The 25,381-nt window shown below is 41.0% G+C and carries 20 protein-coding genes; 12 read left to right on the top strand and 8 right to left on the bottom strand.

Features of this window, described 5'->3' with window-relative positions; all coding sequences use genetic code 11:
- The first annotated feature begins 146 nt into the window (after positions 1–146).
- The 6 genes from mgtA to A5888_RS11835 all read left to right on the top strand — a co-directional run bounded on the left by mgtA (position 147) and on the right by A5888_RS11835 (position 6,584).
- Entirely contained in the window at positions 147–2,789 is a 2,643-nt protein-coding gene (mgtA, locus tag A5888_RS11860) for a magnesium-translocating P-type ATPase (protein ID WP_086349856.1), read from the top strand.
- A 146-nt stretch (positions 2,790–2,935) separates the two neighbouring features.
- Entirely contained in the window at positions 2,936–4,348 is a 1,413-nt protein-coding gene (pepV, locus tag A5888_RS11855; protein ID WP_086349531.1) for a dipeptidase PepV, read from the top strand.
- A 150-nt stretch (positions 4,349–4,498) separates the two neighbouring features.
- Complete coding sequence (locus A5888_RS11850) at positions 4,499–4,840, top strand: DUF4260 domain-containing protein (RefSeq protein ID WP_086349532.1); 342 nt, start codon at positions 4,499–4,501, stop codon at positions 4,838–4,840.
- 144 nt (positions 4,841–4,984) lie between these two features.
- The gene (locus tag A5888_RS11845; RefSeq protein ID WP_086349533.1) at positions 4,985–5,206 is read left to right on the top strand and encodes a DUF2829 domain-containing protein; all 222 of its coding nucleotides are present in this window, start codon (positions 4,985–4,987) and stop codon (positions 5,204–5,206) included.
- Positions 5,188–5,958: a 3-oxoacyl-ACP reductase gene (locus tag A5888_RS11840; RefSeq protein WP_422389722.1), complete on the top strand. Its 771-nt coding sequence runs from the start codon at positions 5,188–5,190 to the stop codon at positions 5,956–5,958. The genes A5888_RS11845 and A5888_RS11840 overlap by 19 nt, the downstream gene beginning before the upstream one ends.
- 119 nt (positions 5,959–6,077) lie before the next feature.
- A complete protein-coding gene (locus A5888_RS11835) occupies positions 6,078–6,584 on the top strand; it encodes a QueT transporter family protein (RefSeq protein WP_086349535.1) in 507 nt (168 codons plus the stop codon).
- 33 nt (positions 6,585–6,617) lie between these two features.
- Here A5888_RS11835 and A5888_RS11830 read toward each other — a convergent pair whose 3' ends face one another.
- The gene (locus A5888_RS11830; protein ID WP_086349536.1) at positions 6,618–8,441 is read right to left on the bottom strand and encodes a glucose PTS transporter subunit IIA; all 1,824 of its coding nucleotides are present in this window, start codon (positions 8,439–8,441) and stop codon (positions 6,618–6,620) included.
- Positions 8,442–8,711: 270 nt separating this feature from the next.
- On the opposite strand from A5888_RS11830, the gene A5888_RS11825 reads away from it, so the two are divergent.
- Entirely contained in the window at positions 8,712–9,911 is a 1,200-nt protein-coding gene (locus tag A5888_RS11825) for an enolase C-terminal domain-like protein (RefSeq protein WP_086349537.1), read from the top strand.
- 359 nt (positions 9,912–10,270) lie between these two features.
- On the opposite strand, the gene A5888_RS11820 is transcribed toward A5888_RS11825, so the two are convergent.
- Positions 10,271–10,837: a TetR/AcrR family transcriptional regulator gene (locus A5888_RS11820; RefSeq protein WP_086349538.1), complete on the bottom strand. Its 567-nt coding sequence runs from the start codon at positions 10,835–10,837 to the stop codon at positions 10,271–10,273.
- A gap of 107 nt (positions 10,838–10,944) precedes the next feature.
- Here A5888_RS11820 and A5888_RS11815 point away from each other — a divergent pair, with 107 nt between their 5' ends.
- Positions 10,945–11,730 carry an SDR family oxidoreductase gene (locus A5888_RS11815; protein ID WP_086349539.1) on the top strand — a complete coding sequence of 262 codons (786 nt, stop codon included), beginning with the start codon at positions 10,945–10,947 and terminating at the stop codon, positions 11,728–11,730.
- A 431-nt stretch (positions 11,731–12,161) separates the two neighbouring features.
- Here A5888_RS11815 and A5888_RS11810 read toward each other — a convergent pair whose 3' ends face one another.
- Together A5888_RS11810 and A5888_RS11805 are read right to left on the bottom strand one after the other, a co-directional pair.
- Positions 12,162–13,463 carry an IS4 family transposase gene (locus A5888_RS11810; protein WP_086348706.1) on the bottom strand — a complete coding sequence of 434 codons (1,302 nt, stop codon included), beginning with the start codon at positions 13,461–13,463 and terminating at the stop codon, positions 12,162–12,164.
- A 516-nt stretch (positions 13,464–13,979) separates the two neighbouring features.
- Positions 13,980–15,275 (bottom strand): ISL3 family transposase, encoded by a 1,296-nt coding sequence (locus tag A5888_RS11805; RefSeq protein ID WP_339101632.1) that lies wholly within the window; start codon positions 15,273–15,275, stop codon positions 13,980–13,982.
- 257 nt (positions 15,276–15,532) lie between these two features.
- Here A5888_RS11805 and A5888_RS11800 point away from each other — a divergent pair, with 257 nt between their 5' ends.
- Both A5888_RS11800 and A5888_RS11795 read left to right on the top strand, forming a co-directional pair.
- On the top strand, positions 15,533–15,976 hold the full coding sequence (locus A5888_RS11800; protein ID WP_249274494.1) for an Rrf2 family transcriptional regulator: 444 nt from the start codon (positions 15,533–15,535) through the stop codon (positions 15,974–15,976).
- A 1-nt stretch (position 15,977) separates the two neighbouring features.
- Positions 15,978–16,166, top strand: coding sequence for a hypothetical protein (locus A5888_RS11795; protein WP_339101630.1), 189 nt, complete (start codon positions 15,978–15,980; stop codon positions 16,164–16,166).
- A 343-nt stretch (positions 16,167–16,509) separates the two neighbouring features.
- On the opposite strand, the gene A5888_RS11790 is transcribed toward A5888_RS11795, so the two are convergent.
- Positions 16,510–17,790: an IS110 family transposase gene (locus tag A5888_RS11790; RefSeq protein ID WP_086349540.1), complete on the bottom strand. Its 1,281-nt coding sequence runs from the start codon at positions 17,788–17,790 to the stop codon at positions 16,510–16,512.
- 292 nt (positions 17,791–18,082) lie between these two features.
- On the opposite strand from A5888_RS11790, the gene A5888_RS11785 reads away from it, so the two are divergent.
- The gene (locus A5888_RS11785) at positions 18,083–19,819 is read left to right on the top strand and encodes a carboxylesterase family protein (RefSeq protein WP_339101629.1); all 1,737 of its coding nucleotides are present in this window, start codon (positions 18,083–18,085) and stop codon (positions 19,817–19,819) included.
- A gap of 97 nt (positions 19,820–19,916) precedes the next feature.
- On the opposite strand, the gene A5888_RS11780 is transcribed toward A5888_RS11785, so the two are convergent.
- From A5888_RS11780 to A5888_RS11770, 3 genes are read right to left on the bottom strand one after another with little or no spacing between them, the layout of a single operon-like run.
- Positions 19,917–21,473: a response regulator transcription factor gene (locus tag A5888_RS11780; RefSeq protein ID WP_086349541.1), complete on the bottom strand. Its 1,557-nt coding sequence runs from the start codon at positions 21,471–21,473 to the stop codon at positions 19,917–19,919.
- Complete coding sequence (locus A5888_RS11775; protein WP_086349542.1) at positions 21,466–22,908, bottom strand: sensor histidine kinase; 1,443 nt, start codon at positions 22,906–22,908, stop codon at positions 21,466–21,468. The genes A5888_RS11780 and A5888_RS11775 overlap by 8 nt, the downstream gene beginning before the upstream one ends.
- An 11-nt stretch (positions 22,909–22,919) precedes the next feature.
- Positions 22,920–23,882: an ABC transporter substrate-binding protein gene (locus A5888_RS11770; protein ID WP_086349543.1), complete on the bottom strand. Its 963-nt coding sequence runs from the start codon at positions 23,880–23,882 to the stop codon at positions 22,920–22,922.
- A 356-nt stretch (positions 23,883–24,238) separates the two neighbouring features.
- On the opposite strand from A5888_RS11770, the gene chvE reads away from it, so the two are divergent.
- A complete protein-coding gene (gene chvE / locus A5888_RS11765) occupies positions 24,239–25,333 on the top strand; it encodes a multiple monosaccharide ABC transporter substrate-binding protein (protein WP_086349544.1) in 1,095 nt (364 codons plus the stop codon).
- Positions 25,334–25,381: the final 48 nt, after the last annotated feature.

Genomic DNA, 25,381 nt, shown 5'->3' with positions numbered 1-25,381 from the left:
CTTTGCGCATGAATTTCTTTTAAAGGAAAAATAGTTGGCGAGCGACGATCGTTCAACTGTTTCAACCGTTTTTCTTTGTTTGAAAAGTCTATCCATTTTGCCACTGCTTCACTTTAGGAGAGAAGGTAAGAAAATTGGAAAAGAAAATGAAACAAACACCCTATACAAATTATGAAATTTTTGCAAGAAAGACGGCAACAAGTGTTTTTGACTGGTTCAAGACCTCAGCAAAGGGCTTATCAGAAGCACAGGTGAGCGCAGCACGGGAAAAATTTGGGGACAACAAAATCGTTTATGGGAAAAAAACACCATGGCTAGTAGAGGTAATAAAAGCATATATTACGCCATTCACATTGGTATTGATCAGTTTAGGTGTGATTTCCTTTGTGACAGAATATGTGATCGTACCACCGGAAGAAAAGGATTTATTTGGCGTTATCATCATTTTTACGATGGTTATCATGAGCGGGACAATGACACTCTTTCAGTCAGTGAAATCAAATCAGGCAGCTGAAAAACTAAAATCAATGGTCAAGGTTACGACTGCCGTAAAACGTAACAATGAATTTCAAGAGATTCCTATGGAAGAGGTCGTTTGTGGTGATTTAATCAAGCTATCTGCCGGGGACATGATTCCGGCGGATATTCGTTTGATAAAGACAAAGGATTTGTTTATTTCACAGTCCGCATTGACCGGAGAAAGCTACCCGGTAGAAAAGTGTGCAGAAAATACCAGTCAGCATTATGACACAGAAACAAGCTATGAGAATCTGGTGTTTATGGGAAGTAATGTAATCAGTGGCAGTGCAGAAGGTATCGTTGTTTCGACTGGAAATAGGACCTTGTTTGGCAACGTGGCAAAAGAGCTTGCTACGAAACCAATCAAAAGCAGTTTTGATCTCGGTATTCAAAAAACTTCGTTTCTGCTAATCAAATTTATGGCCTTGATGGCACCAACGGTAATCGTGATCAATGGGTTTACAAAAGGGGATTGGATGGAGGCGTTTCTCTTTGGTTTGTCCGTTGCTGTTGGTCTGACTCCAGAGATGCTACCAATGATCGTAACGACAAATTTAGTCAAAGGTGCTACGACGATGGCCAAAAAGGGAACAGTAATCAAAAATTTGAACTCGATTCAAAATTTTGGTGCAATCGATATATTATGTACGGATAAGACGGGAACGTTGACGCAGGATAAGATTATTTTGGAATACCACATGAATTGCGATGGGCAAGAAGATGAACGGGTTTTACGTCATGCCTATCTAAACAGCTATTATCAAACTGGCTTGAAGAATCTGCTGGATGTTGCGATTATTGATGCTAGTAATGATGAGTTGGATACAGCTTCGATCCATTACCAAAAAGTAGACGAGATTCCTTTTGACTTTGAGCGCCGTCGAATGAGTGTAGTTGTTGAAGATCCTACAGGTAAAACACAGATGATCACTAAAGGTGCTGTGGAAGAAATGTTGGCAATTTCCAGCTATGTTGACTTTGAAGGAACGGTCGTTGAACTGACAGAAGAAGTAAAACAAGGTATTTTAGAAAAGGTTGAGGAGTTGAATAGTGACGGTCTGCGTGTGATTGGTGTAGCACAAAAGACCAATCCAAGCGTTGTTGGAGAATTTTCAGTGAAGGATGAGCAAGAGATGGTCTTGATTGGTTATCTGGCTTTCCTAGATCCACCGAAAGAGACAACTAAACAAGCGCTGAAGGCACTGCATTCCCATGGTGTAGGTGTTAAGGTGTTGACTGGCGATAATGCTTTGGTGACTGAATCTGTCTGTAAACAAGTCGGATTAGGGGCTGAGGAGCTGATCAGTGGTCAACAGATTGCTAAACTAGATGATGATGAGCTATCAAAAGTTATCGAGCAGCACAATGTTTTTGTGAAACTGAATCCCCAACAAAAGGCTCGGATCACCAAGCTGCTACGTGCGAATGGGCACACCGTTGGCTTTCTGGGTGACGGAATCAATGATGCGCCTGCAATGAAAGCATCTGATGTAGGGATTTCAGTGGATACTGCTGTAGATATAGCGAAGGAATCCGCAGATGTCATCTTATTAGACAAAGATTTGATGATTCTGGAACAGGGAATCCTTTCGGGTCGGGAAACATTTGGTAATATCATGAAATATATCAAGGCAACAGCCAGTTCAAACTTTGGAAATATGTTTTCCGTACTCGTAGCAAGCACATTTTTGCCATTTTTACCGATGCTGCCATTACAGCTGCTTTTCCTGAATTTGATTTATGATATTTCCTGCATGTCTATACCATGGGATCATATGGATAAAGAATATTTGGAGAAGCCGAAAAAATGGAACGCTTCTAGTATTGGGAAATTCATGGTATGGCTGGGACCAACCAGTTCAGTTTTTGACATTACGACCTACTTATTGATGTATTTCGTTATCTGCCCGGCAGTACTCGGCGGTAGTTACCATACCTTAACACCAGAACAGCAGATTGCGTTCATGGCGTTGTTCCATGCTGGTTGGTTTGTAGAGTCGCTTTGGACACAGACGTTGGTACTTCATGCATTAAGAACACCGAAGATCCCATTTTTACAAAGTCGTGCTTCTTTTGTATTAACGGTAATCACGACTCTGGGCATAGGGGTGGGCTCTATCCTACCATTCACTACATTTGGTCAAAATCTGGGGCTAGTAGCACTCCCTGCAAATTACTGGCCATGGCTGATCGGAACGATCGCTTGCTATATGGCATTAGTAACTGTGATCAAAAATGTTTATATGAGACGTTACCAAGAGCTTCTTTGAGGCACAAGGAAAGAAAATGATAGAGCAGCTGAGGGCGGTAGCAAACTCCCTCAGCTGTTTTGATGATTCAGCAGAACTTTTTTTATTTTTAGACGAGATAATGGTATGATGGGAAGGTAGATTAATGAATAGGAGTGACGAATAGAATGACAATCAATTGGCAAAAAGAAGTAGAAGACCGCAAAGAAGCGCTTCTGGAAGATTTGAAAAACATACTACGTATCAACAGTGAGCGAGAAGACGATAAAATGACGGCGGATGCACCGTTTGGGCCTGGTCCGAAAGCTGCGTTAAAGCACATGCTGGCTTATGGCGAGAGAGATGGCTTTACTGTGAAAAATGTTGATAACTATGCAGGTCATATCGAGTATGGCGAGGGCGATGAAACATTGGGTGTTTTCGGACATATGGACGTTGTTCCTGCCGGTGATGGCTGGGATACTGATCCTTATGAGCCAGTAATCAAAGATGGCAAAATCTATGCCCGTGGTTCAAGTGATGATAAGGGACCAACAATGGCCGCTTATTATGGCTTAAAAATCATCAAAGATTTAGGTCTGCCATTATCTAAAAAAATCCGTTTTGTTATCGGAAGCGATGAAGAAAGCGGCTGGGCGGATATGGATTATTACTTCCAACATGAAGAAGCACCGGACTTCGGTTTTTCTCCAGATGCAGAGTTTCCAATAATCAATGGGGAAAAAGGAAATGTGACCTTGTATGCGCAATTCGGCGGATCAAGTGAAGGGGAAGATGAGTTAGTCAGCTTCCATTCAGGGTTACGTGTGAACATGGTTCCAGGAACGGCTGAAGCAGCGATTTTAGTGAAGGATACCGTAACGATTGCTGAAATGAAAGAGCATTTTGAGGCATTTGTGGAAGCACATCCGATCGAAGGAACCTTTGTTTCTGATGAAAATGCGGTAGCGATCACAGTTACCGGTAAAGGTGCGCATGGTGCAAGCCCACAATCTGGGATCAACGCAGCGACCTTCCTTGCGACCTTCTTGGATCGTTATTCCTTTGGTGGTGCGGCAAAAGATTTCATCCATACAGCAGCATTTATCCATGAAGACTTTTATGGTGAAAAATTAGCGGTAGCACACGAAGACGAAAAAATGGGTCGTCTGACAATGAATGCCGGACTATTCAAATTTGAAAAAGATGTGCAAGAAGGCAACATGATCAGCTTGAATTTCCGTTATCCAAAAGGAACAACGGCAGATCAGTTAACAGAAGGCGTACGTGCAGTCATTGGAACAGAAGGTGTAACGATTGTTCAGGACGATCGTAATCAAGAGCCGCATTATGTTCCTGTGGATGATCCTTTGGTAGCAACTTTGTTGAGTGTTTATGAAGACCACACTGGCGAAAAAGGGGAAGAAAAAGTTATCGGTGGCGGAACTTATGGCCGCTTGCTGAAACGTGGTGTTGCTTATGGTGCAATGTTCCCAGGCTATACAGACACTATGCACCAAGCGAACGAGTTCATGGAATTGGATGACCTATTCCGTGCAGCAGCAATTTATGCGGATGCGATGTATCGTTTAGCAAAATAAGCGTTAAAAACAAAAATGATTATACTGAAACGGTTATGCTTCTGTTGAGACATAATCGTTTCTTTTTTTCGGGAAACAGGTAGTATAAATCATGTAATGAATGAGTGGTTGCGCAGTTGAAGGAACATTATATGGAATGGGGACTTACACATGAAAATAATTTTAAAACTGGAAAATGGTGCGTTATTACTACTGACAGTTTATTTATACTTTGCTGTTTTTCACTTATCGTGGCTTGTTTTGATTCTCTGTCTGTTTCTTCCGGATCTTTCCATGGTTGGCTATCTCGTAGATAGCAAGATTGGAGCAATGACGTATAACAGCGTACATAATCTTGTGGTGCCAAGCACGGCAATATTTCTTGGTCTGGCACTAGATAACAGTCTATTGGTTTATATAGGGCTGATTCTGTTTATTCATATATTTATGGATCGCTTGTTGGGTTATGGCTTGAAATACGCCGATGATTTTAAGCATACGCATTTAGATTGAGCAGCCTATAGAATGGATGGATTCAGTCCAATCGTTTTTTCGTAGACGATGCTGTTGGTAGGATTAAACAACAGTTTTCATTTCTTTCGGAGGTATGCTATAGTCGCATCAGAGCAATTTTTACTAGGAAAGGAAGTTGACAAGATGACATTTGAAGAGATTTTACCGGAATTAAAAGCAGGAGCGAAAATTATTCGTGAAGGCTGGGGCGGTTTTGAGCTGTATGTGACGTTGGTAGAAGGAGAAGTATATGACGGTTCTCCTGTAACACCTTATTTTCTGATCAAAACGGCAGATGAAGGCTTTTCCAGCTTTGCGCCGACGGTTTGTGATATCCTTGCTAATGATTGGAAAATCGTGGAATGATTCAGTACACCGAATTCAAGGACAAGGTCGTTTTACTGACCGGTGCCAATTCCGGCATCGGTCATGCGCAAGCAGAGGCATTCTTAGTACAGGGAGCAGTAGTGATTGGACTGGATAAACAGGTAGCTGCGATGGAACAGCTGGCAGAAGCTTATTCGGCATTTTCATTTTACCAATTAGATGTGACCGATCATGAAAAAATGAAAGCTATCGTTGCAGAAATACTGATGAAGAGCACTCGTGTTGAGTACTTGATCAATACCGCGGGGATTTTAGATGATTATTTACCGACCTTGGAAACCTCAGAAGAACTGTGGCAAAAGGTCATGGCAACTAATGTGACCGCTGTGTTTCATCTGACGAATTTGCTGTTGCCACACATGCTGGAAAATAAATGTGGGACGATCATCAATACTGCATCGATTGCCAGCTTAGTGGCAGGTGGCGGCGGTGCTGCTTATACAGCCGCCAAGCACGCACTGGCAGGCTATACAAAGCAGCTAGCTTTGGATTATGCCAAGGATGGGATTCATGTGAACGCGATTGCACCTGGTGCAATCCAGACACCCATGAATGCGGCTGATTTTGCGGGAGACGCTCAGATGGCAAAATGGGTAGCGGAGGAGACCCCGCTTAAGCGGTGGGCGCAGCCAAAAGAGGTCGCAGATCTGACCTTGTTTTTGGCAAGCGAAGCTTCAGCTTATTTACAGGGAGCCATCGTACCTATTGATGGCGGTTGGCTCTTGAAATAGGGACTTGTTTTATTGTAAGATAGACACTAGCGATTTATCGCACTGCGGCACTTCAATGGCCTTATGCCTTTCCTTTGGCCGCAGTTCATCAAGGCGAGCAGCCTAAAGGAGAATGACAAATGAATAATGAGAAAACCCGTACTACGGCATGGAGTGTGTCCGAGCTGACCAAGATGGCGCTTGTGACGAGTCTTTATGTTGCCCTGACGATTGTATTGGCCCCGTTTGGCTATGGCTGGCTACAGATACGTCTGTCTGAAATGTTTAATTACTTGGCGCTGTATAATAAGCGTTATATCCTGGCAGTAACCTTGGGCGTTGCGATTGCCAATATGGCCTCACCGCTTGGCTGGATCGATGTGGTATTTGGAAGTGTTTGTACCTTTCTTGTCTTACTGATTTGTCGGCTAGTAACAAAGCCTATCAAAAATCAAAAGATAAAGATGGCGATCACAGGAATCCTTTTTGCTTTATCGATGTGTACAATTGCCGGACAGCTGACCTTTTTGTATCAAGCTCCATTTTTCTTTAACTGGCTGACGATTGGGTTAGGGGAATTGGCGTCTATGACAGTAGGTGGGCTCATCATTTACTTTGTCGGAAAGAAAATTGATTTGACACAATAACAATTTGAATACAGCGAGTTTTTTTGTATTTGTTTAAATAAGTACAACCTTCTCCATTGGAGTACCGGGACGATGGCTGCCTTCTAGGGAATAAGCGCCGCTGAAGCGGGCCACTTTATCCATATTGGTCACGACAACAATGATCGTGTCGTCTTTTTGTGCATCTGCCAGTAATTGCAAATCAATATGGGCCAATTTGGTTTGTGGGTTGACAGACTGACCTTCCTCTACAAATAATTCGAAGCCGCTGCCGTTTAAGCTGACTGTATCGATCCCCATGTGGATCAGGAGTTCAAGACCATTGTCCGCAGTGATACCGATAGCATGTTTTGTTGGGAAAATAGTCGTTATTTTTCCAGAAATTGGAGAGAAAACATCGCCTGAAAGAGACTTCATAGCAAAGCCATCGCCGACCATTTTACTTGAAAAAACAGAATCTTTTACATCTTCTAATGGGAGATAAGTCCCTTCGGTAACCGCAGTCAGTTCCAGCTCATTGGTAAAGGTTTCACCGTCGACTTGCTCTTTAGGAACAAGGAAGTAAGCAATAGCAAAGGAAGAACCTAAAGCCAAAATGATTCCCAACACGGCAAAGATGAAATATTCACCGATATATGCCGGTAAGCTGAAGATACTGGATAAAATATAGCCATAGATACGAACCCCGAAAAAGCTAATAAAAGCCGAAGCAACAGAGCTACCGATCGTTGCTGCTAGGAAAGCTTTTTTATAACGAGTCAGGACACCGAATAATGCAGGCTCCGTGATACCCAGCAGACCGGAAACCGCAGAAGAAAGAATGATTGATTTTTCTTCTTTCGATTTTACCTTTGTGTACATTGCAGCAGTTGCACCGGTGATTGCCATGTTTGCCATGAACATCATCGGCATCAACATGTCATAACCTTGATTGGCAAAGTTTTGCAGCGCGATAGGCGTCATCGCATGGTGGAGTCCTGTTAAAATGGCAATTGGACGGATCGCACCAACTATGATACCGGCAAGTACAGGAGAAATAGAAAACAGCCAGCTGACACCAGCCGCCAGTAGATTGCCTAAATGAATACCGATTGGACCAATCACAACTAGCGTCAACAGTCCGGATAAAAACAATGAAATTGTAGGGGTAAAGACTGTTCTTAGTACTTCTGGAAGAATCTTATCCACCCAACGATAAATATAGCTTAAGCATAGGACAGCAAAAATGATTGGAATAACGGTACCGGCATAGTTAAAGACAGGTACTGGTAAAAAGTTAAAAACTAAAAACTGAGAAATATCTCCAGAGGCCAGTGCTTCTGTCATTGTCGGAAATTGCAAGGTTGCAGCAATAGCAATTGCCAGATATTGATTGGTTTTGAAAATTTTGGCAGCAGAGGCAGCAACGAAAAATGGTAAGAAGGTAAAGACACCACTAGCCAGCATGTTGATGACCACATAAGTAGGTGATTCAGCAGAGATTAGGTTCAATGCGACTAGACCAGCTGTCAGTCCTTTGATCATTCCTGCTCCTGCAATTGCCGGAACGATTGGACCAAAGACACCAGAGACAGTATCCATAAATAGGGAAACTAAGCCTTTCTTTTGGGTATCAACCACCTCTTGTTGGTCTAAATCAAGCAGCTTTGCCAAGGTACCGTAATAGTCTGCTACGGTTGTTCCAATGACAATTTGCAACTGATCGCTTTGGTATTTCGTTCCTACAACACCTGGAATTTTTTCCAGTGTTTGGTAATCGATTTGTTCCTTATCTTTTAAGTTGAAGCGGAGGCGGGTCATGCAGTGCCACGCGTTATTGATGTTGCTTTTCCCGCCGATCGCCTGAATCATTTGATTGACAGCTTGTTCATGTTTCATCTAATCATCCTTTTTTCTTTATTTCATTCGGCCGATTGATTCCGTTTACAAGATTGATAATAGCATGAATTCTCTTGTTTGGAAACCAGTCCTAAAATGATGTGATTTCATTATAAATGCTTTTGTATAAGTGTTTTTATTGTTTTCTTTAGTTAATTGGACTGGTTTTATGTGCGTAGAGAGCGGATGTTCAGTCCAAATTGACAAGGATCATGTTGGCGTGTTTCAATAGCCTGTGTAAGACAAACATGATACTGAGGATGATGATAAATGACACCGACAATAATTACAGATGTGAAGAGCTTTGCGATCAAACCGGATCGTCACAATTTGGTCGTTGTAAAAGTAGAAACCAATAAAGGCGTACACGGCTTAGGCTGTGCTACCTTCCAGTTTCGACCACTGGCAGTAAAGACTGTGGTGGATGAGTACTTGAAGCCCCTCTTGGTTGGGCGAGACGCGAATGCAATTGAGGATCTCTGGCAGCTGATGAATGTAAATTCCTACTGGCGTAATGGTCCTGTGACCAATAATGCGATTTCCGGAGTAGATATGGCGTTGTGGGATATCAAAGGGAAGTTGTCTGATATGCCCTTGTATCAGCTTCTTGGAGGAAAAGCTCGTACTGCGATTCCGGCCTATACCCATGCAGTAGCAGAGGATTTAGCCTCTTTATATAAAGAAATCGATCAGATTCGTGCAGAAGGGTATCAGTATATCCGTTGTCAACTGGGCTTTTATGGAGGAAGTCCTACGAATCTGCAAACACCGGAGACACCGCTTGAAGGTTCTTATTTCGATCAGCAGGAATATATGCGTACTACATTGAAAATGTTTGAAGCTATTCGGGCAAAATATGGGGATGCTTTCCAGATTCTCCACGATGTTCATGAACGGTTGTATCCAAATCAGGCGTTACAGTTCGCCAAGTCAGCAGAGCAGTATCAGCTGTTCTTTTTAGAAGATATTTTACCACCGGATCAAAATGAATGGTTGAAACAGCTACGCAGTCAATCGACTACGCCGATCGCTACAGGAGAACTGTTTAATAATCCGATGGAATGGAAAGAGCTGGTCATCAACCGTCAGATTGATTTCATGCGTGCCCATGTCTCTCAAATCGGAGGCATCACACCGGCAGTGAAACTGGCTCATTTTTGCGACACGATGGGTATTCGAATGGCTTGGCACACACCTTCTGATATTACTCCTGTTGGTTTAGCGGTCAATACGCACTTGAATATTCACCTGCATAATGCTGCGATTCAGGAAAATATCCCGGTTCAGGAAAACGCAGAGAAGGTTTTTGGTAATATACCAAAGCCGAAGAATGGTTATTTTTATCCAATAGAGGAAGCCGGGATCGGTGTGACCTTTGATGAAGAGGCAGCCCGAGAATATCCGGTTGTTTACAGACCTCATGAATGGACGCAAAGCCGCACGCCGGACGGAACGATCGTAACACCATAAAGAAAATAGGAAACAGAGGCTGTCCCAAAAGCTTCTTAATTAAGATAAAAGAGCCTTCCAAATCTCAAAAAAATTTGGAAGGCTCTTATTTTGGTAGAATCTAGAAAGTTCAGCGTCACTTATCATTTTAAGAGGTACTGAATCACTAGCTTTCCTTCATAGCTCTTAATCCTCTCGCACAATTTCCTAAAATTATGTGCAAGAAAGACAAGTCCCATCTCTCAATGAACTTTTTCTTCCCCTGTATATGGAAGCGGAGAAACTCTTGATTGGCTTTCATCACACCAAAGAAGAGGCAATAAAATCCACTCGTTGATCAGATTTTATTGCCCGTTATTGTTTACGAGGCGACTTTTGAGTTAGCCTCTTTCTTCGCCTAACAGCCTTGTTAATCCCGGCAACATTAGCTTCCAAACATCCTCAAATCTTTCCTGCAAATGAGAATCCCAAGTATGCGCAAAGGACGGTGCTGAAAAAACAGCAAAAGCCTCTAAAACAGTACTAAGATCAATGTCATTTGAATAGTGGAGAAGCTCCGAAATTTTTTCTTTCAACTCATGTAGGTGTTTGTTCAAAACAACTGGATTGTTATCAATGTAGGTCGTATATAGCTTGAACATTTTTTGATTTGCATCGTAGGCTTTTTTCTTACTTTCGGTCAAAGTCCACAGCCAATCATGCAATAACATAACTTTTGAATCGTAAGGACGAGGATCAAAGTGAAAAACATCCGCAAGTTCCTTATTTAACCAGCCGAAGGCCAAGGAAGTCCACAAATCCTCTTTATTTGCGAAATATTTATAAAGGGCAGCATGGCTGACACCTAGTTCTTTTGCTACTTGTGAAAGCGAGGTCTTCCTCATTCCCTGCTGCTCGATTAAGAATTCAGCTGTTTCTAATATGAGTGTACGATTAATTATCTTCATAAGAGGAGTATAACACACAAGATACTATATTTGACTTATGTAACTTGTTCCGTTAAGATTGCCTTGTTACAAAAACATAAAAATGTAACTAAGAGAGGATCCTTACAATGGAACTTAAAAATAATGAAATATTAATCACTGGTGGAACATCTGGCATTGGTTTGGCACTTGCTAAAGAATTATCAAAAAGAGGAAACAAGGTAGTTGTTTTAGGGCGCAGTAAGGATAGGCTTTCAGCCGTTCAGAGAGAATATCCAGAAATTTTGACCTTTCAAGCAGATGTGGCGGATCGCCAATCGCTGGTTGCTTTGCAAAAATGGTTGTCGAACCACTTACCGAATTTGAATATCGTGATTAATTCAGCAGGTATTATGAAGGCCCATAACATGTTAGATCCAGATCTAAATTTAGACGCATTATTATCGGAAATCGAAATTAATTTAGTAGGAACAATCACCGTCGATAAGCTTTTTCTTCCACAATTACTGAAACAAAACGAAGCAATGATCGTAAATATTTCATCAGGACTCGCATATCTCAGCTCAGCACCGCATCCAACTTATTCAGCATCAAAGGCAGGTGTTCAAATGTTTACATCTGCACTGCGGGATCAATTGGCCTATGGAGGTAAACAAAACGTTCATGTAATGGAACTTGTTCCGCCGCTCGTTTCCCAAACCAATTTAGAAAGCGGGAATCTGTCAGGAGCCTTTGGAGACATGGCTTTGGATGATCTAGTAAGTGCTGCAATCAAAGGGATGGAACAAAACAAGAAGCGTGTTAATGCTGGTGCCGCAAAAGTTCTTCGTAAAATGAGAAACACAGCTTCAGATAAAGCTGAGAAAGCAATGGCCAAAGAATCATTGAAGCAATATTTCCCAGAGGGATTATAAATAAGCAAAGAGTCGTTTTCAAAAGAATAATATTCTTGCTTGAGAAACAAATTTGTTAGGAGAATAATCCAATTTCACAGGTCAGTTGTCACTTGTATTATCAGAATTAAAAGCGAGCGGATTCATTGATAGAAAGAATAAGGAAGCTGACCCAAAAAATCTGTTAGACTTTTGGATCAGCTTCTATTTCACGAATAAACGACGACTTAGTAAGTAGTGCCTATGGAATAAGTCGATAATTCACAAAAATTTGAGAAACACCAAGTAGGTAACATCGTCAACTTAAAGAATAGAGAAAAAAGAAAGCGTAGCTATCTGTTAGTAAAGAGAGTATAAAATCACGTATTGCGTACTTGACTAGATAATTGAAGGAGTAACTAAGAAAAAAAGCAAAAAAAAGCTTCTCTCTGAATAAAATGAAGACTGCTTTTTTAAAAACTAGGTTTTTGATTTTGTTTATATTTATTGTGGTGTTTGTATTTTCGTTTGTTCCTTTGGAGATCTCGAGGAAGATAAACCGCTCGTAGTATGTCTTCTTCCAACTTTTTGAACCGAAGTAGCTTTTCCTTATCGTCCTTTTCAAGGACAATATCAATCAACTGGTCTTTCCACAAGCCAATTGCTATATTCTCATTGATCTTTTTCTTTGTTTCTTTCTGATTTAAATGACTCATCACATCTTGAACCATGTTATAAACAAGACTTTGAGCTAAAAAATCTTGATAGACACAAACTGGACTTTTACCTGAAACCTGTTCAATTTTCAATTTGTTTTTTACTGTCTGCCAGAGTTTTTCGATTGCCCAACGTTTTTTATAAAGTTCAAGAATTTCTTCTCTCGTAATTGTTGCTGGGAGATTCGTCATAAATACATTCATTTGACCATTTTCCAATGGTAGTTGAATCATACGGGTCATTATCCCCTTATTCGCCTCAAAGTCTTTTGCGAGTTCAGGCTCTACTCGTTTCATTGTTCTTAAACGTGAATACGTACAGGACAAAAAAACGGATGAATCAAGAGAGGTCAGTTGTGCCCGTTCCTTTTGATAAATCGTCGAAGGGATTCGAATCAAGTAGCTAAGTTTCTGTTTCTCAATAAAATGAATGAGATCCAGTGAGGGGTATCCGCGATCAAAAAGTACGAGCCGCGGAGCTTGAAAAGGAATTGACTCTGAGGAAAGAAGATTCTTTTTCGCTAAATTTTTTTCACCGACATGAAGCGAATCAATCTGGAGATCAATCAGGAAGGCATTGAACACATCCATTAAGCCACTCGTTTGTGCTCGTACAGATGTTTCACCAAATCGATTGCCATTTTGACTGAAAAACAGGCGATTTTCTTTCGAATTTGGCACTTCCATTCGACTACCGTCAATGGCGAAAACAAGATAATTATGCCAAGTTTTTGGTGTATCTTGTGTGTAAAAATGAGAAAGATACTGTAAGTTTAAAAATCGAAACGCTTCAGGGTTTACTTTCTTTCGTTGTGAAAGAAATGCTTGTTTGGATAATGTCATTACAGAGGACCCCTTTCGCTTTAAGTAGTGATAGACTTCCATGGTGGCCGTAAGGCCACGTTTGAAAAGAAACGAATAAATGACTTCATTTAAGGGGAATTTACGAGTACGAGTAAAACTGTTAGGAGAATCTGGGAATCGAGCAATTGAATGGAAATGAGAAGAAGTGAGTGAGTTAGAAATCAGATCGAATCGTTTGTGATAAGGAGCAGCCATTCGAATCACCTCTTTTCTTTTACTATAAAAGGTTCTGAGGAAAAAGAAAAGAGAAACTCTGCTATTTTTCAGAGTTTCTCTTAAGTTGACGATGTTACCAAGTAGGTACTTTTCATCATCTGTTCTGCTCAAAAGAGCACTCACAGTGATTCTAAGCAATAAGGCGGAAATTCCGAAAATGACAAGAAACACGGAATGTACCATTCCGATGTTGATTGATTCCTACTTGGTGTTCCACAAATTTTTGTGAATTTTCGACGTATTGTCGAAGAGCCTTGAAACACAGTGGTTTACCACTGATGTTGAGCGGACATCGACGCAGCTCGCTGCTAGTAGTTGCTTTGGGAACACCGTTTATTCAGTTTTATATGTATAGAGGAGTGCGGGATCAAGTTATGTCCCCACTCTTTTTTTGTATTTTCAAATTATTTTGGCTCATTGTCAAATTGGACTGATGAGTAGAAATAAGGAGGTTGGTTATTGAAAGAGAAAATCTTTTGATAACCAACTTCTTTGTTATGTCATTTTTATCAGATCGTTCATAAGAAAAATTCGTGTTTTCATATTTTGAAAGGATTTAAACCCATAAGAGACACGCTTTAGTGCTTTTATATGAGTATTCATTGCTTCTATTTTTCCATTCGAATAAGGATAAATCATGGCGTTTCGGATTCCTTCTTCATAGGTTAATAAGTTGGTGATTGATTGACGAAATACTTCATCTAATTCTTCTGGAAGGGTCCGTAGTTGTTCAAAGAATTGTTCATGATCTTTCCTTCGGAAAGCCTCGGTTAATTCATGAAATACTTGATACGTAAAACGCAGTGCCGGAGAAAACTCAAGGAGTCGATCAATCATCATGGCTTCTGTCAGATAAGGAAACTTAGGGGCTCTAAAGCTGCGCCAAGTTTTGTAGGTCGAATGATTAACATGGGCTCGATTTTTCAATAAAAAGCGCCAATTACTTTTTAATTTATTCGCTAAAGGATGTTTATTTTCCTGTCTCAATCGCGCAACCTCTTTGATACGAAAGGCATTAAAGGCCCGATTAAGGTGTTGAACAACATGAAATCGGTCAACGACCAACTTTGCTTGAGGGAATACACGGGGAATCAATTGAAAATAAGCGGCATTCATATCTGTGACTAGAAATTGTACCTTCTCCGGATTTGAACATTTTTGAAAGTAATGAACCAAATGGTTCAATTTTCTAGAAGGAAGAATATCAATCAGTTCACCTGTTTCTCCATCAGCACAAATAAAACTCATCTTATCTTCAATAGACGTATGAGAACGGAATTCATCAACCATTAAAACAGAAGGCAGATAGGTTCGTTTTCGTGTAGGAAGATAGGCTTCTGTTGTCTTAAGTACACGAATGACTGTCGTAATAGAGACATGGCACAGAGAGGCAATCAGGCGAAGAGATATCTTCTCTTTTAGTAGTGCAAGAATTTTAATCTGTAACTGTTTGGCAATAAAGCAATGTGGTGCAACGAAATAAGACTGAGCCGTCCAGTGGCGAGAACAGGAACGACAAAAGTAGCGTTGTTTCGCTAATTTCATGGCTAGGGGCAAGTATTGATAGGAATCAAAACGAATCATTGTCGCTTTTGTTCCATTTTTAACCACTGCTTGTTTCCCCGTGAGGGGAACTTTTGAAGAAGAGCAGTAGGGACAATGAGCCATACAGGGAGAAAGCTTGGCGTGAACGATAAGTGTCTGCGTTCCTTTGATTTTTTGTTCTGAGACTTCTGAAATAGTTAGGTTTTTGTCTATTATTCGTAGCATTTTTTTGATAGTATTAGTCATAGCATATCGTTCCTTCCGATTAGATTTGGTTGTGGTGACTTAATCCTATCAGAGAACGATATGTTTTTTTAGATAAAAATAAACATGGGACTGAAAAAAGTATTTCTACTTTCATCAGTCCCATTTATTATAGAGCCATTATTTTATCAATCTATAGACAAACTATATCCGCGGATGTATAATATCTATAGATATACAAGGAGGTGGGATTACTGAAGCTATCATCAGCATATGTTCAAGCTATAGGGTTAATGGTCATGTTGGCGGAATTACCTGAACAAGAATCGTTGAAATCAGTAGAAATCAGTGAGCGAATGAATGTTTCACACTCTTACTTACAGAAGATCGCCACTAAATTAAGGAAGCAGCAGTTGATTGAATCACAGGCATCGAAGCAAGGTGGGTACAGGCTGAAAAAGGAATTGGAAACAATCACTTTTCTAGATGTTTTTGAAGCTATTGAGGGAGAAAATCCCTTTCTTCATAACATCAACCTTGATCCAATCCAAACGATGTTTATCGATCAAGAGTTAGTAAAAGAAAAATCAATCGATGTGATACACATTCATTTGGCTGCGGAGCAAGCCTACAGAGATGCGTTGGCAGGGTATAAGCTTATAGAAATCCTGCCGAAAGACGACAATGGCAAGTATTTACAGATCGATTGGAAATCAGTTATTGATGACAATAGGAGGAAATAATATGTCTTTTAAAGAAGAAATCGAGCAACTAAAAGAAACCTTTCAGCAAACAAAGGACAAAGGAAAAGCCTTAGGGGATAAATATGCTGAAGAAGGAAAGAATATCGGCAATGAGTACAAGGAAAAAGGGAAAGAAGTCGGAAAACAGTTTAAAGATTTATCTGGTGGCTTGAAGGATCGTTTTAAATAAGCTATAGAGCAATAAAACGAGTCTCTCATCATCATTTTTTTATGATTGAGAGACTTTTTTGAGTAATACACATTGCGTTTGATTTGAAATACATTTTATTTGAATTGAATTCGTTTTCAATTTGATATATAATATGGAAAACAAATGATAATATGATGGAATGTAACCATTTGGGCATAACCTAAAGATCTCTTGAAAATTATTTTCAGGAGGTGTTTAGGTTTTTATTTTTTAAGGAGGAATAGTGTGAAAACTAATCCATCTAGGATAAGAAGCAGTCCAATAAATAAAGCGCACACCAAATAAACGTCAAAAACGACAGGTCCGACGATAAAAAAGTTATTTAGATGAGTGGTGCTAAGTCTTTTCTAACAAAATCATCTGGTAATAAACCTTCTGAAATGAGTAGTTTGGTTGCTTGTTTAAGAGCTTTATCTTTCTGCTTTTGAATAAGATTGTCTGGCATGTCAATCTTATACAAGTCAGTCGGATTCCAAACTTCTCCAGTCGAAAGCATATGGTAAATAGCTGTAAGCATCATCCGAGCGATTGCGATGATCGCGCGCTTTTTACCTCGTCGTTTATAAATACGCTCATATTTTAAACGGTAATAGGGATGCTTCTCTTTCGCTTTTACCGCAGCGTGAGCACACTGGACAAGTGTTGGTTTTAAATAAACGCCAGCTCGAGAGATGCGGACAGATTTCTTTTTACCAGCAGATTCATTACTACTAGGAGAAAGTCCTGCCCAGCAACATAATCTTTTTGACTGTGAGAACTGAGACATATCAATGCCAATTTCAGAAATAATTTGGATAGCTGATTGGCGACGAATCCCTGGAATCGTCTCTAGTAGTTGAATAGCTGGTTCGTAGGGTTCAACCATTTGGTCCAATAGGTAATCAAGGAAGCTAATCGAGTGATCAAGGTAAGTTTTGTGTTCTTCAATCAGTTGAATTCGAATAATCTGTTCATTTGTAAAAGAGTAACCTTCAATTGATTGGATGAGCTCCTGTCCTTTAGGCTTCATGCTTCCATGAAGCAAGTCGAGCACATGATTCGGATCAAACGCTTTACTTGAAATCAAATAATCTCGGACTCTCTTAGAGCTGACACCAAACATGTCAGAAACTACAGAGTCCATGGCAACATTACCAACGGTAAAGGCATTTTGAAGTCGATTTTTCTCGCTAGAACGATGACTGACTAATCGGGTCCGATAACGAGTAAACTCACGCAAGACTCGAACATCTTTTTCAGGGATAAAACTGCCTCTTACCAATCCCATACGGAATAGTTCGGCAATCCATTTGGAGTCCTTCTTATCATCTTTGTTTCCTTTTACTGCACGAACCCATTTGGGGTTCGCAATCGTGACGTTCATCACGTCTTCAAGCAAATTGGAAACGGGGACCCAGTACTTACCGGTACTTTCCATACAAACATCGTAGCACTTGCATTCTAACAGCCAGTCTTTCAATGCCAGAATCTGGTTGTTAAAAGTTGAAAATCGTTTTTTCTGATAATGCGGCGTTAATTCGCCAGCTTTCGTGGTGATGACGGTAGCTATTAAAAAGCTTTTGTGCACATCAATACCACAACAAACGGGATAAACGACTTTCATGATTCTTCGCCCCTTTCTATAAGTAGCGGAGAGGCAGTGACTGGCCGGGGCAGCATTTAACAGAAGTTGTTAAAACAATGATTAGTGTGCGGACTCTAACGTTCCACTCATTTGTGCTTGAATGCCCTGGCCTTACACTGGTTAGAATACTGGTTTAAACCGGAGGTTTCCTACAACTTACCTCACCGTGCTTTGTAGTGTGCCTCTCCTAGTTCCATTATAAACTGAAATCCGCATCAGTTTTCATTACTATTTGACTCGATGAGCGGAGCGAGTCGAGATGGAGGTTAGAATGAAGAAATTAAAGCAAATGAAGTGGGTAGCTTTGGTAGGAACGGTAGTGCTTATTGGGGGCTGTAGTCAGCGAGGGAAAACAGGAAGTGAGTCATCGACAACCGCAGCTGAAACGTCTAAAGAAGAGGCCGTGTCCGTCGTTCGGGAAACCGCATTTGGGAAGGTGAAGGGACTTGAGGAAGAGAATGCACTGGTTTGGCTAGGTGTTCCCTATGGCGGTGATACCTCGGGTGAAAATCGTTGGAAGGCGCCAACGGATCCGGAGCCTTGGACAGATGAGCTGGATGTATCGGAAGCTGGTAGCCTAGCGTTACAGGCAGGTGCTGATGGTGTTACAGGCTCAGAGGATGCGCTGAATTTGGACATTTATCGTCCTAATAACGAGAAAGAAAAATTGCCTGTCCTTGTTTATGTGCATGGAGGGAACAATCAAACTGGAAATGCACAGGAAATTTCTGGCCGATCATTTGTTGCTGGTCAGGACGCGGTGGTGGTTTCTGTGAATTACCGTTTAGGTGCGTTAGGCTTTAATCCACTGCCAGCGTTGAAAACAGGAAGTGATGAAGAAAATTCAGGGAACTATACGATGCTGGACTTAGCGAAGTCATTGGACTGGGTACGTGAAAATATCAGTAATTTTGGCGGAGATAGCGACAATGTGACAATTGCAGGGTTTTCTGCAGGTGGTCGAGATGTGATGGCTATGCTCATTTCTCCCATTTTTGAAGGGAAATTTGATAAAGCAGTTTCTTTCAGCGGTGGGATGACGATCGCGGACGAAGAGAAGAGCCAGGAAGTTTTTGCAGAAGCGATTGCGCCGTTAGTAGTAGAGGATAAGGTGAAGAAAAATGAAGAGGAGGCAAGAAGCTGGCTGTTGACCTCGGCAGAAGAGGTTAAAGACTATCTTTACGAGCTAGATGGTGATCGTTTGGTAGGTTTGATGGGCAATGCGGGGATTCGAATGAGTGTCTTTCCTCATCTTTACAATGACGGAACAGTACTTCCAAAAGAAGGCTTCGATACAATCAATTATAATTCAGTCCCTTTGTTGATGCTGACAGGTGAACAGGAATTCTCCTTGTTTGGTCGATTTGATCCGTACTTTGGCGAGTATGTTGGGGATGGTTCGATCGATACAAACAAGGATATTTCCAGCCAATATGACTTTGTGAATAAATACGGCGGACAATTGTATAGCCTGTTTAATCTGGAGGATTCTGCACAAAAAATGAGTGCGAATTATTCAGCACCTATTTACGGTATGGAGATTCTGTTTGGAGAAAATGCGGATGCAGTCAGTGAAGAAATGGCCAAGCTGGGTTCGTTCCATGGTGTGTTTGTCCCGTTACTTGATACAGATAGCCAAAATTACGCAGGGTTAGTCACTGATTCTTATACATCTAAAGGAGCAAAACAGCTTAGTGCGATGTTCCAGAAGTATTTATATGCCTTTATCAGTAATGGTGAGCCAAATGGCGAAGACTTGCCTGAATGGACAGCGTGGGAAAAAGGGGCAGATGAGAATATTTTATTCCTTGATGCTGATAAAGAGACGGCAACTGCTGAAATGGGTAAAAAAGATTTTGACTATGAACAAGTGCTAGACGCAATCAAGAAGGATGATTCTATTACCGAAGATCAAAAGAAAACATTGCTATCTAAAGTGATGAATGGGCGCTGGTTCAGTTATCTATTAGATAAAGAATACGGGAATTTATCTGCTTTTGATAAATAAATCCATAAGTAAAATCTATTAATTAGTCCATAAAAAGAATCTGAGGCACAGTCTATGCTGGTGCCTCAGATTCTTTTTGTAGTCAAAGCAAGCAGGATCAATGGGTCTGCCGGTATTCTTTCGGAGAGATTCCTTGCTTCTTTTTAAAAAGGAAACTGAAATAATTGGGGTCATTGTACCCAATCTCAAAAGCAATCTCTGCCAACTTTTGATTGGTTTCCTTCAATAAGTTTTTAGCCAAGTTTACTCGCTGATCCGTCAGATATTCAATAAAGGTTTTGCCCATAGATTGCGAAAAAATAGTGCTGAAGTGGGCAGGACTCAAGGAAAGTTCATCGGCAACCATGTTTAGAGAAATATCAGGATCTGTATAATTGTTAGTAATAAAAGCAATGGCATGATGGATCACACTTTGATATTTTGACATGGACGGGTGGATATTCACTTCAATCAGGTATTGGATCATCTGCTGTAGCAGAGACTCATATTTTTTGCTATCAGAGGAGACGGCCATTAGATCTGTCAACGAATCCTGTGAGGGAAAAGCAATTGCCGCAGTCTGTTGCTTCTTCTTCACCAACCCATTTAATTCGGTCAAAATAAAGAAGCGGATCATACGTGTACGTTCAAAGTTTCCTTGTTCCTGTGTTAGCTTTTGAATAAATGGTTCGATATTCTCTTGTGTTAGTGCAGAAATTTCTTTCGCTAGATCCATTTTGAACGGATGTGTTGGAGATAATTCGCCTTCCTTCATATCGTCTTCGTAACTTATGATTTTTTCCGTTCGAAAATAGCCGTAAGTACCTAACATTTCCCTGGATTTTTCGAAGGAATCCGGGATTTCACTCAGACGATCGACAATAGGACCGATTGCTACAGCAAGATCATCTTGAGAATCCTGTTCCAATTCGTGAATCAGCGCATGAGCGATTTGATAGCTTTTCTCCAATACAGCATCTCTTCGATTATCAAAAATCAAAAACTTGATGAAGCGAGAGGAAACACTGGAAAATAGAAGCGTGTCATCTTCGCCAAAAAGAAAATTCAAGTATTCACTGAAATGAGCATAGTCATCAAAATCACTGTTGAACTGATTGGTTGCTAAAAGAACCGTAAATTTTTTGCCGATGATCGACCGTTGAAAACTGTCGGCTTCTTTGATAGCCGAAGCAATCGGTAATTCGCCTTTAAATAGCCCATTTAGAAAGTGATTTTTCTTCATCTCTGAAAACAAGAAATCAGAGTTTGCTTTAGGCTCAACCGTCTGTTTCTGTTGATCGAGCAGCTTTACTACTTTTGCGATCGTGTGCGCCAATTCAATGTTTTTGAATGGCTTCAGTAAATATTCATCCGCCTGTACTTGGATGGCTCCCTTGGTATATTCGAAGTCATCGAAGCCGCTTATAAAAATGATGCGTGTCCATGGCAGCAACTTTCGGGCTTCCTTGGCGAAGGTCAGCCCGTCCATGAATGGCATTTTTATATCAGTCAAAATAATATCCGGCTGTAAATCCAAGATCGAAGCCAGAGCCATTTCACCATCGCCGGCTTCTCCGCTGAAAGCGATTGGGTATTTTTCGCTAAGCTGTAGGATTTGCTTGCGCAAGCTATCTCGAATCAGGTGCTCATCTTCCACGATAAAAACCTTATACATCTTTTTGCCCCTCCTGTCGTTTCGGAACAGTGACCCGAATCGTTGTTCCTTTTCGGTAGTGACTTTCAAGTGTGATCCCAGCCTGACTGCCATAATACAGCAGTAGGCGTTTATTGACATTGTAAAGACCGTAGCCGGTACTGAAATCAGAATCGACGCCTTTTGCCAGCTCTTTTTGAATCTCTACCAGCCGTTCCGGCAAAATCCCGATCCCGTTATCTGAGACAGTAAAAATCAAGCTGTCTCCTTGTTCTTCTAAAGTAACTTGTACAAAACCAGCCCTTCGAATGAATTTGATTCCATGGTAAACGGCATTTTCAATTAATGGTTGTAAAATCATTTTCACTATCTGGTAGTCCCGTAATGTCTCGGGGACATCAATATGGAACTGTAACATCTCGCCATAACGAATCTGTAAAATGACCAAGTAATCTTGAATGTGCTTTATCTCTGTATCAACGCTGATCCAGTCCTTGCCTTTGCTTAAGGAGATACGGAAAAAATCTGATAGGGCAAAGGTCATTTCCTTCGCCTTTTCGTAGTGTTTCTGTTCGATCAAGGAAACAATGGCATCTAAGCTGTTATAGACAAAGTGTGGGGTGATCTGAGCTTGAAGAACTCGTACTTCACTTTGCGCCAGATGGTATTGCTTCAAGGCATTTTCTTCTAGTAACTGTGTTAAATCATCGGCCATTTTATTAAGGCTCTCTGTTAGAGAAGAAAGCTCTGGTGTTTCTGGAAGGGCTAGTCGATACCCTAGATGTCCTTTAGCCAGCTCGTTAGACATATGGATCAAATCGTTCAGCGGTTCTTGGATGCGCTCGTTTAAAAAACGACGATTTTTGCGAACGAAGTAGATGATTCCCAGTACGATCAAAAGCTCTATAGCAGTAAGCACTACCAATGACTGAACCATTTCGTTATTTTTTTGACTGGCTAGATTGATTTCAATACGGACGAACTCTTGCAGCATATCTGAAAGCAGCTGAGTAACAGACTCGACCTGAACCATGACCTCTTTGTTTTTTTCGTAGGAGTTTTCCTTCGAAAGATTTGTAAGGATATCTTCCTGATACCCTTCGAGAGAATCAATGATTCTCAGCGAGACCTCCAGAATACTGCGCTCTCCTTTCGTGTTGATGTTGTCTTGGATATGAGCGATATCGCCCCGCAGTTCATCCACGATACTGTTTTTTGAGTACTGCTGCAGTGGCACCTGACCAGTTACAACATCCCACATTTCCTCCAGAACGGTATCGTCCACTTTAGCAGCAATTGCGTTTGCTTCTTGGATATTGGCGACGGTTCGCTGATAAATAAACAATTGTCTGGAATAAAGAAGAATACTGATAAGTAAAGGGATAAAGGCCAAGGCAAACATCAGCTTGTTTGCCTGAGAAAAAATTTGCTGGATACTGGGTGCTTTCTTCTTCATAATGGCCTCCTTCAATAATTTCTAGTAGGGATCGTATCAAGATTGGTTTCGGAGAAGACCGTTTCGGGCATGTAAATTTCATGGGAAAGCTCTTTGCCGTCAAAGTAGCGATTGATGGCATTAGCGACGAACCATCCTGCATTGGGATTGCATTCTACGACACAGTTGACTATACCGGCTCGCAGTTTTTTTATCATATCCTCTTGTGCATCGATCGTGACGATCACGAGGTCTTTTCCAGGGATGATGTCTGTCTCCTCAAGAGCTTCAAGGGCGCCATGTGTCATCTCATCGTTATGACTGTAAAGGACATCGATCTTGCTTATATCTTTTGTTTTGATGTATGCCTCCATTTGTTCTTTCCCCTTCATCCGAACATAATCGCCGGAAAGTGTATCGACGACCTTCATTCGTGGGTCACGGGAAATGGTTTCCTGAAAGCCTTCAGTCCTTAAGGTGGTAGGGGATGTCTCTGTTAATCCGGCGAGCTCCAAAATATTGATTTCTTCTTTTGGACTGTCGGAAAAATAATTGGTCACGTAGAGCCCACCGCGATTCCCTTCTGCTTTGAAGCTGGGACCGATATGTGTGATATAGAGACTTTGATCACTGACGGTGATATGGCGATCGACAACGATCACTGGAATTTCCGCCTGCTTCGCTTCCTTCAATATGAGCTCCCAGCCATCTTCCTGCAAAGGAGTAAAGACGATCAAATCGACTTTGTAAGCGATAAAGGTACGAATATCTTGAATCTGTCGTTCCTGACTCATATAGCCATTTCGATACAATACTTGATTTTCTTTTTCCAACTCAGTTTTGATAGAATCTGTATGTCGCTTGCGCCATTTACTTTCTGTCCCTGACTGAGAGAAACCGATCACCAAACTTTTTTCTTCCTCTACATCATCCGCAGCTGTACAAGCACTTAAAAGAAACAACAACGGAAAAAGAAACAGCACTAGTTTTTTCATAGACCTCACTCTTTCTATCCATCACTCCTGCTAAAGAACGAACAGATGATAATTATTTTTCTGCAAGTAGAATCGGAAAAGTCGAAGGGATACTTTTTCATGAAGATAATCCTTTGCAGAATATAATATGAAGCGTTTTCTTATCTTTATTCTACCAAATTATTGTCTCTTTAAGGTGCTCTACTATTGGAAACGAAAAAAAATCAAGAAAATCAAAAAAATTCCTAGAAAAAAGTATTTGTGCAAAGTCGAGCAAAAAGAATTCCCAGAAAAGATGAAAAACATTTAATGTAAGCGGTGTCTTTGGGCGGTATACTTCTGAGTGTAAAGCAATTATAAATTCTGGAGGGATAAAGATGAAAGTTGGATTTAAGAAAGCCGTAGCATTTACCGCGTTACTATTGGTCGGAGGAATGACCTTGGCTGCATGTGGCGGCTCTGATTCTGGGGGCAGTGGGGATAAAGGGTATGTTGGAATCGCTATGCCGACAAAATCTGCAGAGCGTTGGATTGCTGATGGGAACAATATGGTAGATGAGCTTGAAAAGCTTGGGTATAAGACAGACCTGCAATATGGAGAGGATAAGGTAGAAAACCAAGTCGCTCAAATCGAAAACATGATTACAAAAGGTGTTGATACATTAGTTATTGCCTCCATTGATGGTTCGGCGTTAACAGATGTTTTAGAAAAAGCACACAAGGAAGATATCAAGGTCATTGCGTATGATCGTTTGCTGATGAACTCTGAGTATGTCGATTATTATGCAACCTTTGATAATTTTGGTGTAGGGGTTCTACAGGCTTCTTATATTGAAGATAAGCTTGGCTTGAAGGATGGCGAAGGGCCATACAACATTGAACTATTCGGTGGTTCTCCGGATGACAACAATGCGTTGATTAATTTCAATGGCGTGATGTCTGTGTTCCAACCCTATTTGGATAGCGATCAGCTGAAAGTACCTTCCGGTCAAACCAGCTTCAACCAGATTGCCACTTTGCGTTGGGATGGTTCGACTGCACAGGCACGTATGGATAACTTGCTAAGTGCAAACTATACAGACAAAACATTGGATGCTGTGCTTTCCCCGTATGATCCAATCAGTTTGGGTATCATTTCTTCCTTGAAAGGTGTTGGCTACGGTTCGACAGACAAACCATTACCGGTCATCACCGGACAAGATGCAACGGTTGCCGGAGTGAAGTCAATCATTGCTGGCGAGCAGACCCAAACAATCTTTAAAGATACACGTATTTTGGCGAAAAATACGATCGAGATGATCGAAGCAATCAGTAAAGATGAAGAAGTACCAGTCAACGATACAGAAACGTATGACAACGGAGTAAAAGTTGTTCCTACGTACCTAGCGAATCCGGTTTCTGTAGATAAAGACAATTACAAAGAAGAGTTAATCGACACAGACTACTATAAAGAATCAGATTTGAATGGATAGAGGTTGTAACAAAGCTTCTCTGTGCCTCCGCGCTCGCATAGATTGCGA

Source organism: Enterococcus sp. 9E7_DIV0242 (genome assembly GCF_002140975.2).
Classification (GTDB): domain Bacteria; phylum Bacillota; class Bacilli; order Lactobacillales; family Enterococcaceae; genus Enterococcus_L; species Enterococcus_L clewellii.
The sequence above is the reverse complement of the archived record's forward strand: the minus strand, read 5'-3'. Positions and strand labels throughout refer to the sequence as shown.

What these genes read in the sequence shown, in the direction of transcription:
- A5888_RS11845 (WP_086349533.1), top strand. Translation starts at nt 4,985, where the DNA reads ATGACATTTGAAGAGATTTTACCGGAATTAAAAGCAGGAGCGAAAATT.
- A5888_RS11820 (WP_086349538.1), bottom strand. Translation starts at nt 10,837, where the DNA reads ATGAAGATAATTAATCGTACACTCATATTAGAAACAGCTGAATTCTTA.
- A5888_RS11825 (WP_086349537.1), top strand. Translation starts at nt 8,712, where the DNA reads ATGACACCGACAATAATTACAGATGTGAAGAGCTTTGCGATCAAACCG.
- A5888_RS11830 (WP_086349536.1), bottom strand. Translation starts at nt 8,441, where the DNA reads ATGAAACATGAACAAGCTGTCAATCAAATGATTCAGGCGATCGGCGGG.
- A5888_RS11790 (WP_086349540.1), bottom strand. Translation starts at nt 17,790, where the DNA reads ATGAAAGTCGTTTATCCCGTTTGTTGTGGTATTGATGTGCACAAAAGC.
- A5888_RS11810 (WP_086348706.1), bottom strand. Translation starts at nt 13,463, where the DNA reads ATGGCTGCTCCTTATCACAAACGATTCGATCTGATTTCTAACTCACTC.
- A5888_RS11835 (WP_086349535.1), top strand. Translation starts at nt 6,078, where the DNA reads ATGAATAATGAGAAAACCCGTACTACGGCATGGAGTGTGTCCGAGCTG.
- chvE (WP_086349544.1), top strand. Translation starts at nt 24,239, where the DNA reads ATGAAAGTTGGATTTAAGAAAGCCGTAGCATTTACCGCGTTACTATTG.
- pepV (WP_086349531.1), top strand. Translation starts at nt 2,936, where the DNA reads ATGACAATCAATTGGCAAAAAGAAGTAGAAGACCGCAAAGAAGCGCTT.
- A5888_RS11770 (WP_086349543.1), bottom strand. Translation starts at nt 23,882, where the DNA reads ATGAAAAAACTAGTGCTGTTTCTTTTTCCGTTGTTGTTTCTTTTAAGT.
- A5888_RS11815 (WP_086349539.1), top strand. Translation starts at nt 10,945, where the DNA reads ATGGAACTTAAAAATAATGAAATATTAATCACTGGTGGAACATCTGGC.
- A5888_RS11795 (WP_339101630.1), top strand. Translation starts at nt 15,978, where the DNA reads ATGTCTTTTAAAGAAGAAATCGAGCAACTAAAAGAAACCTTTCAGCAA.
- A5888_RS11780 (WP_086349541.1), bottom strand. Translation starts at nt 21,473, where the DNA reads ATGTATAAGGTTTTTATCGTGGAAGATGAGCACCTGATTCGAGATAGC.
- A5888_RS11805 (WP_339101632.1), bottom strand. Translation starts at nt 15,275, where the DNA reads ATGACTAATACTATCAAAAAAATGCTACGAATAATAGACAAAAACCTA.
- mgtA (WP_086349856.1), top strand. Translation starts at nt 147, where the DNA reads ATGAAACAAACACCCTATACAAATTATGAAATTTTTGCAAGAAAGACG.
- A5888_RS11800 (WP_249274494.1), top strand. Translation starts at nt 15,533, where the DNA reads ATGTTGGCGGAATTACCTGAACAAGAATCGTTGAAATCAGTAGAAATC.
- A5888_RS11775 (WP_086349542.1), bottom strand. Translation starts at nt 22,908, where the DNA reads ATGAAGAAGAAAGCACCCAGTATCCAGCAAATTTTTTCTCAGGCAAAC.
- A5888_RS11785 (WP_339101629.1), top strand. Translation starts at nt 18,083, where the DNA reads ATGAAGAAATTAAAGCAAATGAAGTGGGTAGCTTTGGTAGGAACGGTA.
- A5888_RS11850 (WP_086349532.1), top strand. Translation starts at nt 4,499, where the DNA reads ATGAAAATAATTTTAAAACTGGAAAATGGTGCGTTATTACTACTGACA.